Source organism: Asaia sp. W19, assembly GCF_003994335.1.
In the GTDB taxonomy this organism is placed as follows: domain Bacteria; phylum Pseudomonadota; class Alphaproteobacteria; order Acetobacterales; family Acetobacteraceae; genus Asaia.
This window is the reverse complement of the sequence record NZ_PNQZ01000059.1, coordinates 20,167-32,736: the sequence shown is the minus strand read 5'-3', so window position 1 is coordinate 32,736 and position 12,570 is coordinate 20,167. Positions and strand designations below refer to the sequence as shown.

11 protein-coding genes are annotated in these 12,570 nt (G+C 58.9%); 7 read left to right on the top strand and 4 right to left on the bottom strand.

The features are described 5' to 3' along the window. Positions 1 to 201 precede the first annotated feature (201 nt). Entirely contained in the window at positions 202 to 687 is a 486-nt protein-coding gene (locus C0V97_RS10300; protein WP_127102510.1) for a hypothetical protein, read from the top strand. Positions 688 to 763: 76 nt separating this feature from the next. Here the strand turns inward: C0V97_RS10300 and C0V97_RS10295 are convergent, their stop codons facing one another. Next, positions 764 to 1,708, bottom strand: coding sequence for a DMT family transporter (locus C0V97_RS10295; protein ID WP_127102509.1), 945 nt, complete (start codon positions 1,706 to 1,708; stop codon positions 764 to 766). Positions 1,709 to 1,891: 183 nt separating this feature from the next. Here C0V97_RS10295 and C0V97_RS10290 point away from each other — a divergent pair, with 183 nt between their 5' ends. Further along, a complete protein-coding gene (locus tag C0V97_RS10290; protein ID WP_127102508.1) occupies positions 1,892 to 2,485 on the top strand; it encodes an AAA family ATPase in 594 nt (197 codons plus the stop codon). On the opposite strand, the gene C0V97_RS10285 is transcribed toward C0V97_RS10290, so the two are convergent. Beyond that, complete coding sequence (locus C0V97_RS10285) at positions 2,445 to 3,920, bottom strand: sugar porter family MFS transporter (protein ID WP_127102507.1); 1,476 nt, start codon at positions 3,918 to 3,920, stop codon at positions 2,445 to 2,447. The two genes, C0V97_RS10290 and C0V97_RS10285, sit on opposite strands and share 41 nt — an antisense overlap. 307 nt (positions 3,921 to 4,227) lie before the next feature. Between C0V97_RS10285 and C0V97_RS10280 the strand changes: the two genes are divergently transcribed. The 3 genes from C0V97_RS10280 (at position 4,228) to C0V97_RS10270 (ending at position 7,647) form a co-directional block, all read left to right on the top strand. Further along, entirely contained in the window at positions 4,228 to 5,058 is an 831-nt protein-coding gene (locus C0V97_RS10280; protein ID WP_127102506.1) for a sugar phosphate isomerase/epimerase, read from the top strand. A 154-nt stretch (positions 5,059 to 5,212) separates the two neighbouring features. Next, the gene (locus tag C0V97_RS10275; RefSeq protein ID WP_127102505.1) at positions 5,213 to 6,199 is read left to right on the top strand and encodes a glycosyltransferase; all 987 of its coding nucleotides are present in this window, start codon (positions 5,213 to 5,215) and stop codon (positions 6,197 to 6,199) included. Positions 6,200 to 6,255: 56 nt separating this feature from the next. Then, positions 6,256 to 7,647, top strand: a complete 1,392-nt coding sequence (locus C0V97_RS10270; protein WP_127102504.1) for a DUF2142 domain-containing protein — start codon at positions 6,256 to 6,258, stop codon at positions 7,645 to 7,647. 59 nt (positions 7,648 to 7,706) lie between these two features. Here C0V97_RS10270 and purN read toward each other — a convergent pair whose 3' ends face one another. Both purN and purM read right to left on the bottom strand, forming a co-directional pair. After that, positions 7,707 to 8,279, bottom strand: a complete 573-nt coding sequence (gene purN, locus C0V97_RS10265) for a phosphoribosylglycinamide formyltransferase (protein WP_127102503.1) — start codon at positions 8,277 to 8,279, stop codon at positions 7,707 to 7,709. Then, positions 8,276 to 9,334: a phosphoribosylformylglycinamidine cyclo-ligase gene (gene purM, locus C0V97_RS10260; RefSeq protein WP_127102502.1), complete on the bottom strand. Its 1,059-nt coding sequence runs from the start codon at positions 9,332 to 9,334 to the stop codon at positions 8,276 to 8,278. Before purM ends, purN begins: the two co-directional genes overlap by 4 nt. Before the next feature lie 95 nt (positions 9,335 to 9,429). Here purM and C0V97_RS10255 point away from each other — a divergent pair, with 95 nt between their 5' ends. Further along, positions 9,430 to 10,161 (top strand): HdaA/DnaA family protein, encoded by a 732-nt coding sequence (locus C0V97_RS10255; RefSeq protein WP_127102501.1) that lies wholly within the window; start codon positions 9,430 to 9,432, stop codon positions 10,159 to 10,161. 101 nt (positions 10,162 to 10,262) lie between these two features. After that, positions 10,263 to 12,557, top strand: a complete 2,295-nt coding sequence (locus C0V97_RS10250; protein WP_127102500.1) for an RNA degradosome polyphosphate kinase — start codon at positions 10,263 to 10,265, stop codon at positions 12,555 to 12,557. Positions 12,558 to 12,570: the final 13 nt, after the last annotated feature.

The window sequence follows — 12,570 nt, the reverse complement described above, 5'->3', positions numbered from 1 at the left end:
CATGATCGATCCTCAAAGGCGATATTCGCGCCGTGTTTTCGGATGCTATCGTCAGGAAATACTTACTATTAACGCCCAAAGTTTATAGTAGGAAGAAAATTATCTACCAGACCGGTCATCCGCGAAGCACTCGGGTAACGGTAGTGCTAGAATTGACCAGCTAATGTTGCCAGTTCGTAGTGATGGGGTAGAGACTATAGAATGATACATTATTTTGCCAAAATGGATCAAGAAAATTCGTCTATAGAAAACTCGGATACTGGGAATATCATCCAGTTTCCAACGAAAAATAGCCATAGGCGGAATGACACTTCAGTAATAGAGGACCCGTGCATCACTGTTACGGATGAGTTCGGCCGGCATCTTGACCGGCTGGGGATGTCCGGTGACGAATGTTGTTATATACTTTTACCCGCAAGCCAGACTCTTCTCTTCGAGTTTCCCCAGCTTCCCGTCGTCGATGCCGATGGTCGGCCCATCCCCTGTGTGGCGATCAGGAAGATTGTGCTCTCCGAGCCGGAAGCCGTGACGGAAATCGATTGTCTACCGGGGTCATCGACCGGCTCAAGTGCAGAGTCAGCGTGCGGGATGTATTGGATCGAGCGCGGAAAACAGTTGCATCTTCACAGGCATTCGCCGGATCAGGTTGCGTTGCTGGCGCTGAAGCTGGAACTCGTACGCGGTTGAGATCTGCCTGACATTCCTGCCTGGTACTCTCATCACGCGTCAAATGAAGCAACGGGCGCGCATGGCAGGATCGGCCTTATACGGGCGGGGTGCTGACGGAGGTTGTTCGTCCGGTGATTGCGCGCCATGGACGCCCATCGATCGCGGCCAGGCCCGATCCGATCAGGATGAGTCCAGCAATGGCATACCAGCGAATGGTCTCGCCAAGAAACGCTGTGCCGAGAAGCAAGGCCATGACGGGCAGAAGAAAGGTCACGAGGGACAGATTGGTCGCCCCGGTCGTGCTGAGAAGCCGAAAATAGAGAATGAATGCGAGCGCTGTGCTGAGGAAGGCGATCCCGGCGAAGGCCCAGGCGACCGAGGCGCTGGGTGTCGGCAGTGTCCAGGGGCGGTCGATGATGAGAGAAAAAGGCAGCACGACCAGCGCGCTGGCGCTGAGCTGTCCGGTTGCGATTTTTATGGGGGCCAGTTTTCTGAAACGGCGTGCGTAGACCCCCCCAAATCCGTAGCTTAAAGCCGCAGCCAGACAAGCGAGCTCGCCGATAAGAGGGTGCTGGGCGTTCGTGTTGAATAGGGCTGGACCGATCAGCACCGCTACGCCGCAGAATCCCGTGATGATTCCGACGATCTTGCCCCAACGCAGCTTCTCGTCATGTGTGAGGAAATGCGCAACGATTATGGTGAAGACGGGGGTGGATGCGTTGAGAATTGCAGCGACACCGCTGGATATACGCGTCTCGCCAAAGGCGATAGCGGTGAAAGGGATGACATTATTGAGTGTGCCGAGCAGGGCAAGCTGTCCCCACCAGGACCGGTCGATCTGAAGCGGATCGCGCCGAACGAGCAGAAGGAGATTGAGCGCCATTGCCGCCAGACCCACACGCCCCAGAACCACCGTGAAAGGTGGGATCGAGGCGACGAGAACCTTGAAAAAAAAGAAAGACCCGCCCCAAAGCAAGGCCAGTACCAGGAGGAGCGACCACTCCGCGAGACCCATTCCCCGTTCGTGGTGACGATTCATGATGGTCTCCTGTGATGGCAGCGTCGCATAAGGTGGGTAGAGCCCATATTGTGACACAGGAGCGGTCATCATGCATCCGGACGCCCATGGGTTCAGAGCGGTAAAGGGTTGGTGATCACTGTGCTTGACTTCGTCAGGTAAGCGAGCGGAGCGTTCAGGGGTAGAGCCGGAGGGATTCTAGTTTTGACGAATTGTCTTGAGGCGCTCGGCGCGCGTATCGCCATCATCGGTCCTTCGAATAGTGGCAAGTCGACACTGGGATGTCTTATCAGCCGAGCGCGCGGCATCCCTGTATATTCTCTCGACCTGATTCGCTATGAGCCGGGCGGCTTCGAGAACTTGCGGAGCATTCAGGATTTTCATGGTGATCATGCCCGGCTTCTAGCCAATCCTGGTTGGGTCATTGAGGGCAATTATTCCTCCTGTCTGCAGGAGCGGCTCGATCGCGCCACAGGCGTTATTCTTCTGGACTGCCCGAGTTGGCTCAGTGTGGGACGCTATATCCGGCGTTGCTTCCGCCCTGGCGTGCGGCCCGGGGCTTTTCCCGGGCGGGTCAGAGAACCCGTAAGGCTCGCCATGATCCGGCATATTCTCGGCGCGACACGCGATAACAGAACGCGCTATCGCCGCCTTTTCGAATCGCTGAATCTTCCCAAAATCATGCTCATGAGCCCTCGCGCCTTCAGAAAGTTCTGCGAGGGCGAAGGGCTCGTTAGCGCGGGCAGGATCGCGCGCGTCAGACGGGATCCGGATGACCGATGCCGCTCTGGGCCTTGAGGGGCCGTGATGCCGAAGCGTTGGGATTACCGAGCATGGTTTCCTCGATCTTTTCGAGAGACACACCACGGGTTTCGGGAACATAGCGCAGAACGAAAATCATGGATCCGAGGCAAAGCAAGGCAAACAGCCACATCGAAAAAGCGCCGTGAAAGGCTTCATTCAAAGTTCTGTTGCCCGCGAGCATCGGGAAGCCCTGAGCTACCACGAAGTTCATCACCCAGTTCGAGGCGACAGCAAGGCTCATCCCGGCCGAACGGATGCGATTGGGAAAGATCTCCGATACGAGAATCCACGCGACGGGCCCCCAGGAGAGTCCAAACATCAACATGTAGAAGAGCAGACCGAACAGGGCCAGAAGGCCGGTATCCTGAGTGTATAGCGCGACCGAGGACACAAGCAGCCCAAGGGTCATGCCAAGGGAGCCCCAGAGAATGAGCGGCCGACGGCCCTTCCTGTCGACGATCCAGGCACCGATCATTCCCCCGACGAGATTGGCGACACCAATCCAGATCGTCTGGAACAGGGCATTCTGCAGGCTACCGCTTGTCGCGCTCAGCAGCATTGGGGCGTAATAGACGACGATATTGATGCCTGTGAATTGCTGTAACCCGGCGACCATCGCGCCCACAAACACGATCCAGCGTGCGCGCTTGTCTTTCAGAATCGTACCGAGTGCATGGCCCTTTCCGCCATGTCGGGACATGGACTCCCTTATCTCCGCCATGAGTGAGCGCGCATGGGCGTCATTCGAGATGCGGCTGAGCGTGCGGAAAGCGTGATCCTCACGCCCGCGGATCATGTGCCACCGCGGTGACTCGGGAATGAGGAAGATTGTCGCGCAGAAGATCAGGCACGGCACGATCTCTGAGCCAAGCATCCAGCGCCAGCCCATCGTCTCGAGCCAGGCGGTGCTGGCGCGGGCGGCAATGAGGTAGTTCACGACGTAAACGAGCAGGGCCCCAAGAACGATGGCGAATTGCTCCATAGAAAGCGCTCTTCCGCGCATATCCTTGGGAGAGACCTCAGACATATACATGGGCGACACGGCGGAGGCGATGCCTACCGCCAGCCCGCCCAGAATACGGTAGAGCACGAATTGCAGAAAATCCGGTGCGAGGGCGGCTCCAATCGACTGAACCGAAAACAGGATTGCGCAGACAAACAGAGCCATGCGGCGCCCCAGCGTGTGGGCAAGCCAGCCAGAGGAGAAAGCACCGATGATACAGCCAAGGATTACACTGGACACGGCCCAGCCCGTGGCGGCGTCACTGAGCTGGAAATGCGCCCTGATCGGGCCGATGGCCCCCGAGATGACGGAAGTATCATAGCCGAACAAGATTCCGCCAAGCGCAGCGACGGCACAGATCCGCAGAACGTAAGAGACGTCATGACGCTCGGATGACACGCCTATGAGCGCACTGATTCGGTTCATGGCCATACCCTCCGGTAACAGGCAGAGGGAAGCCTTGGGGAGGGATCATCGAAGCACCCCGGCGCAATGCGCGACCGCGGCTGAATAAGAAGAAATGCCCTGTGAGACATGGATAACCTCGAATATGACATTCATGTAACTTTCTGAGCCTAGGGCTTGGGCGCGGAAAGCGAATGGCGATTTCGATGGTTTTCCATCAAGACCTGCATGGGCCAGAGCAGCGTGACCGGTCACGTTCTGAGTGGTTCGAGAAGTACGTCCCAAAGGGGCACTCCTCCCCGAAACGAAGCTCAAAGGACAAGACGTCATGCGTACGGCCCTTCATGGTATTTCCAGTTTTCATAATAATCTGATCACCGATATCCGTGTCGCCGCTCAGGCAGGTTTTGACGATCTCGAAATCTTCTATCCCAAACTGGCCCGTTACCTCGCCTGTGGCGGCACTCTGGAAGATGTGCGGCAACATGTGAACGCAGCAGGGCTGCGCGTCAGTTATGTCAGCGCGCTCGACCACATCGAGCGTCATGACTCTTCAGAGTTTGAGGCGCTTTTACAGGAGGCAAGGAAGATCTCGCGCGAGGCCGAAGCGCTCGGTGCAGCAACCGTGATGGTGCTTCCCCGAAATGGTATCGATCATCTGCCGCGAGAGCGGATCATGGACATCATGGTCCGCAATATAGGGGCTATCGCCGCGATCGGGCGCGACCATGGCATTCGCTTCATGATCGAATTACCCGCTTTCACGCAGTTTCGAACCCTCAGCCAGGCGCAGGAAGTCTTCGATCGCGTCGGCGCGCCCAATATCGGCGTGGTCGTTGATTTCTGGCATTTCCATGCAGTTGGCGCGACTCCCGAAGACGTTGCGCGGCTCGATCCTGCGCGGATTTTCGGTGTGCATTTCTGCGATGGGCGTCGTCCTGCTGCGGGGGAGGCGTGGGATGAAACCGTGCTGCGTTCCTGTCTGCCAGGGCAGGGTGAAATCGATCTTCCGGCATGGTCCGAGGCCGTGCGCTCCAGTGGGTATGAGGGGCCTTGGTCGATCGAGTTGATCAGTCCGGCGCTTTGGGAGCAGGACCCCCAGGATCTCTTGCCCAGACTTCAGACGATTCTGCGCAGCCATATGAGTCCTGTCGGATAGGAGAGCGGGATACGCGCCGCATTCTTGATGTCATGATCGGCATATTGCTGATCCTCCTACCGGGATGGGGCCGGGGTCGCGAGCGGGATGATCTGGCGTCGCCTGTGTCGAGATGCTAGGAGCCCGGTATCAGGATCGTTTCATAGAGAGAGTGATGCAGGCCGAAACCCCACGCCCGGATTCCGCAGTAGGCAGTCCCTTGTCACTGTCCGCCCACCGGATCGCCGTGCTCATTCCCTGCTATAATGAGGAAGTGACGATTGCCGGGGTGGTACGTGACATGCGTACCGCCCTTCCTGACGCCGCGATCTACGTCTATGACAATAATTCGACCGACCGGACGATGGAACTGGCCCGCGCGGCGGGGGCGATTACGCGGCGTGAGCGCCTTCAGGGTAAGGGCCATGTCATACGCCGCATGTTTGCGGATATCGAGGCCGATTTCTATGTGCTGATTGATGGCGATGGAACCTATGAGGCCCAGGCCGCACCAAAAATGGTACGCCTCGCGCTGGAGAATGGTCACGACACGGTGATGGGCGTGCGCATCCATGAAGAAGCGGCAGCCTATCGTCCTGGCCATGTACTGGGCAACAAGGTGCTCACCGGGCTCGTGGTCAATCTTTTCGGGCGAGGGCAGTCCGATATGCTCTCCGGCTACCGGGTGTTCAGCCGGCGTTTCGTCAAATCCTTCCCTGCGCTGTCAGCCGGGTTCGAAACCGAAACGGAGTTCACCGTTCATACGCTTCAGCTCAATATGTCCATGGGCGAGGTCGAGACGCGCTATATCGAACGTCCTGAGGGCTCGTTCTCGAAGTTGAACACCTATCGCGACGGCTTCAGGATCCTGGGGACGATCGTCAATCTGCTCAAGCAGGAGCGTCCGTTCCTGTTCTTCGGGATGATCGGGGTCGTTCTTGCGGTGATCGGAATGCTGGTCGGGATGCGATCGGTGCTTGATTTTGTCGAGACACACTCCGTGCCGCATCTTCCCTCGGCGGTGCTTGCGATGGGGCTCGAGCTTCTGGCCGCCCTGTCTCTGGTTTGCGGCCTGATCCTGAACAGCGTCACTCTTGGCCGTCAGGAAAACAAGCGTCTCGCCTATCTCGCCTTGCAGGCTCCGCCCTGCTTGGATGCGTGATGTCATGACGGTGCAGGCATCTTTGATTCTCCGCCCTTCAGCAGAGTTTTGATCGCGTGTTCGCGCGCCTGAAAACCCTGCCGCTGGTTTCACCGGCGATCCTTTATCTGTTCTTTGCTGCGCTTATGGGAATGGCCTGCATTCTGCTGACTCCGCCGGGGCAGGTGCCAGATGAACGCAATCATTTCGCGCGCATCACCCAGATCTCCCAAGGCGGGATTGTCGGGTTCAAGAAAGGCACGCGGGAGGCTGGTGGCTATCTGGCTGAGAATTTTCCGAGTGAGTTGGAATTGCTCGGCGATCTGCACTCCAATACCGCCATGAAAATGCCGATGACTGAGTTTCTGGCTCTTTCCGAGAGGCGCTGGGCCGATCAGAGAAGCTGGTTCTCGTTTCCTAACACCGTCATCTACGCGCCTGTCACCTATCTTCCGGCCGCGTTCGTCACTTGGATAGGACGTCATGCGCATTTCAGGATCATCGACACCCTCTATCTTGTCCGGCTCGCCAATATGGCGTCGATGCTGGCGCTTTGCGCCCTCGGTATAGCCTTGGCGCGGCGCGGCACATTGCTGTTGATCGTGCTCTCTAGCCTGCCGATGGCGCTTGCCCTGGGTGGCTCCTGCTCCCAGGATGGCGTTCTGATCGGGCTCTCGGTACTGACAGCGGCTCTCATCACCCGTTTTGACCGGGATAATCCCGGTGGAATTCGCGCTTGGGTCGGGATCGGTATTCTCTTCGGCATCTTGACGATTAGTAAGCCGCCACTCTTGCTTTGTAGCCTGGTACCGCTGGGACTTAGCCTGCCAAATGCGCGGCTTGTTCGAGGCATTCCGTTTGCATGTAGTGTCGCGGCCTTTGAGATATGGAACCGGCTCGCGCTGAAACCTACAAAAATCGAGTTTACTGATCGGACTGGCGTATCCGATAGCGGTCAGATCGCGTGGATTCTAAGCCATCCTTTTGATCTCCCTCGGCTGGCTGTGCGGTCACTGCGCAGCAATCTTGGCCATACGATCCATGAGTTCTTTGGCGTCCTCGGTTGGTTGGATATCGTTCTCCCTCACGGATATTACCGTCTGATCTATCTCGCTGTAGTCCTCGCCGTTGCCGTTAGTTTGTTGCCTGGCTTGCGGGAGCGTGCGGCGCTTCAATCACTCACAAGTGTAAGCGTGACGATTCTCGCGATGTTGCTGGCTGTCGGAGCTGTGTATTTCTCGATCTACGTAATCTGGACGCCGGTGGGGGCACCGGTTGTCGATGGGATACAGGGGCGATATTTCCTGCCCATCGCGCCCTTTCTCGTCGTCGCTTTTCCTCGAGCAGCACGTGCGGGGCAGATAGGCGCATCCCGCCTGATGCATCAGGGCATTATGGCAGTGACGGCATTGTTTCTGGCCGCAGACACACTGGCGCTGACCTGCGTTCTTGCCGCGCGATATTGGTGATACGCAGCGCGCATAAATAAGCCCGGCAATAGACCGGGCTTATTCGTGATACGGTTGTTTCAGGACAGGAAGGCCGCGAGCGCTGCCGGATAAAGCTGATGCTCCTGTTCGAGCACACGCTTTGCCAGGCTATCGGCAGTATCCCCAGACAGGATCGGAACTTCCGCCTGCTGAAGGATTGGGCCTTCGTCAACCCCATCCGTAACCAGATGAACGGTGCAGCCATGACGGGAATCGCCCGCTGCGAGTGCCCGTTCATGAGTGTCGAGGCCAGGGTAGAGGGGGAGGAGGCTTGGATGGATATTGAGCATGTGACCACTCCAGCGCCCCACCAGATAGGGGGTCAGGACACGCATGTAGCCAGCAAGACAGACCACCTTCACGCCGGCCCTGGTCAGCGCCTCATCAATGGCCTTTTCATGTCCCGTGCGATCCTTCGGAAAAAGGCGGTGATCGATCGCCAATGTCGCCAGTCCCGCCTGACGCGCCGTTTCGAGCCCCGCTGCGTCGGGATTGTTGCTCAGCACCAGAGCGATGCGCGCCGGGTATTCTGACCGCGCGCATGCCTCGATCAGCGCGTTCATGTTGCTGCCGCGCCCACTGATGAGAACGGCAATAGGCGTTTTGTTCATAGGGCGAAATCGACCTTGCCATCCAGGGCATAGCGCGGACCATTGGCGGTGACATCGCCGATCCGGTAACCTTTCTCGCCGCGCTCGGCGAGGAGCGCTAGGACTTTGTCGGGCTCCGGCGTGATCAGCACCATGCCGATGCCGCAATTGAAGACCTTGAGCATTTCGTCATGGGCGACATTGCCTGTCGTGGCAAGCCAGCGGAATACCGGCGGCACGGGCCATGTATCGGCCTCGATCTGTACGCCCAGACCCTCGGGCAGAACGCGGGGCAGGTTTCCGGGCAGGCCACCGCCGGTGATATGGGCGCAGCCATGAAGCAGACCGGCATGATGCAAGGCCATGACCGTGCGGACATAGAGCGCCGTTGGGCGCAGCAGCGCCTCTGCCAGCGTGCTGCCTGGCTCGAACGGGGCTTCGCTGTTCCATTCCAGACCACTCATCGCCTTGATGCTGCGCACCAGGGAGTAACCGTTGGAATGCACACCGCTCGCGGGCAGCGCGATCAGCGTGTCGCCCTCTGCAATCCCCGCAGGGAGCAAGGCGGAGCGCTCGGCAGCCCCGACGCTGAACCCGGCGAGATCGTAATGCCCCGCCTCGTACATACCGGGCATCTCTGCAGTTTCACCGCCGACCAGGGCGCAATCCGTATCGCGGCAGGCCTGGGCGATGCCCTTGATCACGCGCGCGGCGTCCTCCACCGAGAGTTTTCCGGTCGCGAGATAGTCGAGAAAGAACAGGGGCTGTGCACCCTGCACCACGAGATCGTTCACGCACATTGCCACGAGGTCGATACCGACCGTGTCATGCTGCCCGCTCTCGATGGCGACCATCAGCTTGGTGCCGACGCCATCGGTGCAACTGACCAGGACCGGATCGGTGAACCCGGCTGCCTTGAGGTCGAACAACGCGCCGAAACCACCAAGCCCCCCCATCGTACCGGGACGATCGGTGGATTTTGCGGCGGGCTTGATCGCCTCGACCAGCGCATCGCCCGCCTCGATATCGACCCCGGAGTCCCGATAGCTAGCTGAAGGAGAGATTGGGTCGGTCATGCTGTCGCCTCGCTCGAAAAACCTGGCCGGTTGCGTTATCATCAGTCCTTCTAATGGAGCCGACCCGGCTCGGAAAGGACCGGAACGGCTATTGGATGGACAAAGAGGCGGGAAATGACGGATTGCTGCCAAAGGCCAGTGCCTTGCAGCTTGCTCTTGCGCTGCGGCCACCCGCCAGCGTCGCCGAGCGCCATTTCGTTCCGGCGGCTTCAAATGCACAGGCGCGCCATTGGCTGAACCAGACAGGCTGGCCGGACCGGCGGCTGCTAATCCACGGGGCGGATACCTGTGGGAAGTCGCACCTGCTGCATATATGGGCCGCCCGTCGTCAGGCGCGCGTGCTCGATGCCGCGGGTCTCGATGTATCGGATCTGGCGGAAATCGCGGCGAACGCACCCTTGGCGCTCGCCCTCGATCATCTGGAGCGGGTAACATCGGAACGCGCGGTTCTTCACCTGCTCAATCTGGCGCGCGAGCATCGCATCACGGTACTGATGGCGTCCCGATTGCCGCCCAACCGCATGCCGATCATCCTGCCCGACCTGGCCAGCCGTTTGCGGGCGGTAACGCTCGTCCCGATCATGCCTCCTGAAGATACTCTGCGTTTCGCCCTGCTGCTCCGCCTGATCGCAGAACGGCAGATGGTGGTTTCCAAGCCGATTTTGGACTGGCTGATGTGTCATCTGCCTCGAACCGGAGATGCCATGGTCGAGGCGGTGGAGTGTCTGGACCGCGCGACCCTCGCGCATAAGAAGCCCCTGACAATCGGGTTGGCACGCGAGGCTCTGTCTGGATTGCTCTTCGCAGAAGATGAAAGCCTCTCATGACCGGCTTGTGTTTATGATGATTAGGTGAAGGGGTTTGACGCGGGGTGTCTTCTGCGTCGATGCTGCGGTTACTCATTGGATAGAAACAGGAAACGCATCGCGTGACGTCGTCTTCGGAAAAGGATTCGGTCAAGGATCCAAAGGCAGCCCCTCTCAAGGCTGCCCGACCAGCCGGAAACAGGCGCCCTCGTGCCTCTCGCGCTACGCGGGCGGTGGCGCGTATCCCCGATCCGGGAATCGTCACCTCACCGGCGCGCTTCATCAACCGCGAATTATCCTGGCTCGATTTTAACCAGCGCGTGATCGAGGAGGCTGAAAACAGCCGTCATCCTTTGCTGGAGCGGCTGCGTTTCCTGTCGATCAGTGCCAGTAATCTCGATGAATTTTATTCAGTGCGTGTCGCCGGTCTCGTTGGTCAGGTGCGGGAAGGGCTGGTCGCACCCTCGGCAGACGGGCTGACACCTGCGCGCCAGCTCACCAGCGTGCGTCGCAGCGCCGCCAAGCTTTTCGCGGCCCAGCAGCGCATCTGGCGTCTGCTCCGTGGGGAGTTGGCTCAGGCGGGGCTCAGGCTCTGCACGCGAGAGGAACTCACCGAGGCCGAACGCAAAAGCATTGCGGCCAAGTTCGAGGACGAAATCTATCCGGTTCTCACCCCGCTTGCCATCGACCCTTCTCACCCCATGCCGTTCATCCCCAATCTGGGCATGGCGCTGGCGCTCCGACTGATCGACCCGACCATTCCCGGTTTTTCGATGGATGCGCTCATCCTTCTGCCGCAACAGATCGACCGCTTCATTCGTCTCCCTGCACCGCATAGAGAGGAGCCCGAAATCCGCCCCGATGTGCGTTTCGTGGCGTTGGAAGATGTCATTCGCCTGCACATAGATCGTCTGTTTCCCGGCATGGAGATTGCTGAGGGCGGAGTATTGCGCATCATCCGCGATTCCGATGTGGAGTTCGAGGACGAGGCGGAGGATCTGGTTCTTTCCTACGAGACCGCGCTCAAGCAGCGCCGACGCGGCGTGGGCATCCATCTCGCACTCGACGCCTCCATACCCGAGAGCATGGGACGAGAGTTCGCCGAGGAACTCGATGTCGCCAAGGATGACGTCGTCGTGCAGCCCGACATGATCGGCGTGGTCGATCTGAAGCAGATGATTGTTTCGGATCGCCCTGATCTGCTGTTCAAGCCCTATAAGGCGCGCTTCCCCGAGCGTATTCGCGATTACGACGGTGACTGCTTCGCGGCCATCCGCGCCAAGGATATTGTGGTCCATCACCCCTTCGAGAGCTTCGATGTGGTGGTGCAATTCCTCAAGCAGGCAGCGCTCGATCCCAATGTCGTCGCCATCAAGCAAACCCTCTATCGCACGTCACGCGATAGTCCGATCGTGCGCGCGCTGATCGAGGCGGCAGAACTCGGCAAATCGGTCACGGCCATGGTCGAGCTGCGCGCGCGCTTCGATGAAGAGGCCAATATCCGTCTGGCCCGGTCCCTCGAATCGGCGGGGGTACAGGTCGTTTTTGGCTTTACCCATCTCAAGACCCACGCGAAGCTCAGCCTCGTCGTTCGTCGTGAGGCGGGGGGGCTGCGTTCCTACGCGCATTTCGGCACGGGGAATTATCATCCGATTACCGCGCGTATCTATACCGATTTGTCATTCTTTACCTGCGACCCCCAACTGGCCAGCGATTCGGCCAAGCTGTTCAACTATATGACAGGCTATGCGACCCCGGTGGACATGGAGGCACTGGCCTTTGCGCCCATCACGCTGCGCGAAACGCTGATGGATCTGATCGATGGCGAGATCGCTCATGCAAAGGCAGGGCGTCCCGCAAAGATCTGGCTGAAGATGAACTCGCTGGTCGACCCCTCGCTTATTGACATGCTGTATCGCGCCTCGCGCGCCGGGGTGAAGATCGTCGGCATTGTGCGTGGCATTTGCTGTCTGCGCCCAGGCGTGCCGGGTCTTTCGGAGAATATCGAGATACGCTCGATTGTCGGTCGTTTTCTGGAACATGCGCGCATTTTTGCCTTTGGCAATGGGCACCGCATGCCATCGCACAAGGCGAAGCTGTTCATTTCCTCCGCCGACTGGATGGGACGCAACATGGACCGCCGGGTCGAGGCCATGGTTCCGATCTTCAACTCTACCGTCCACGCCCAGATCCTGGGTCAGATCATGACCATGGATTTACGTGACACGCTTCAAAGCTGGGTGCTTTCCTCGCGGGGGGATTGGCATCGTGTGTCTGCCGGGGCTAATCCCTTCTCGGCGCATGAGTATTTCATGCACAATCCCTCGCTTTCCGGGCGTGGCTCGGCGGCCAGGGAAAAACCGCAGGACAAGGATGCGGGTCGTCGTGAACGGCCCGATCGCATCCGCGAAGATTGAGGAAACGGGTAGA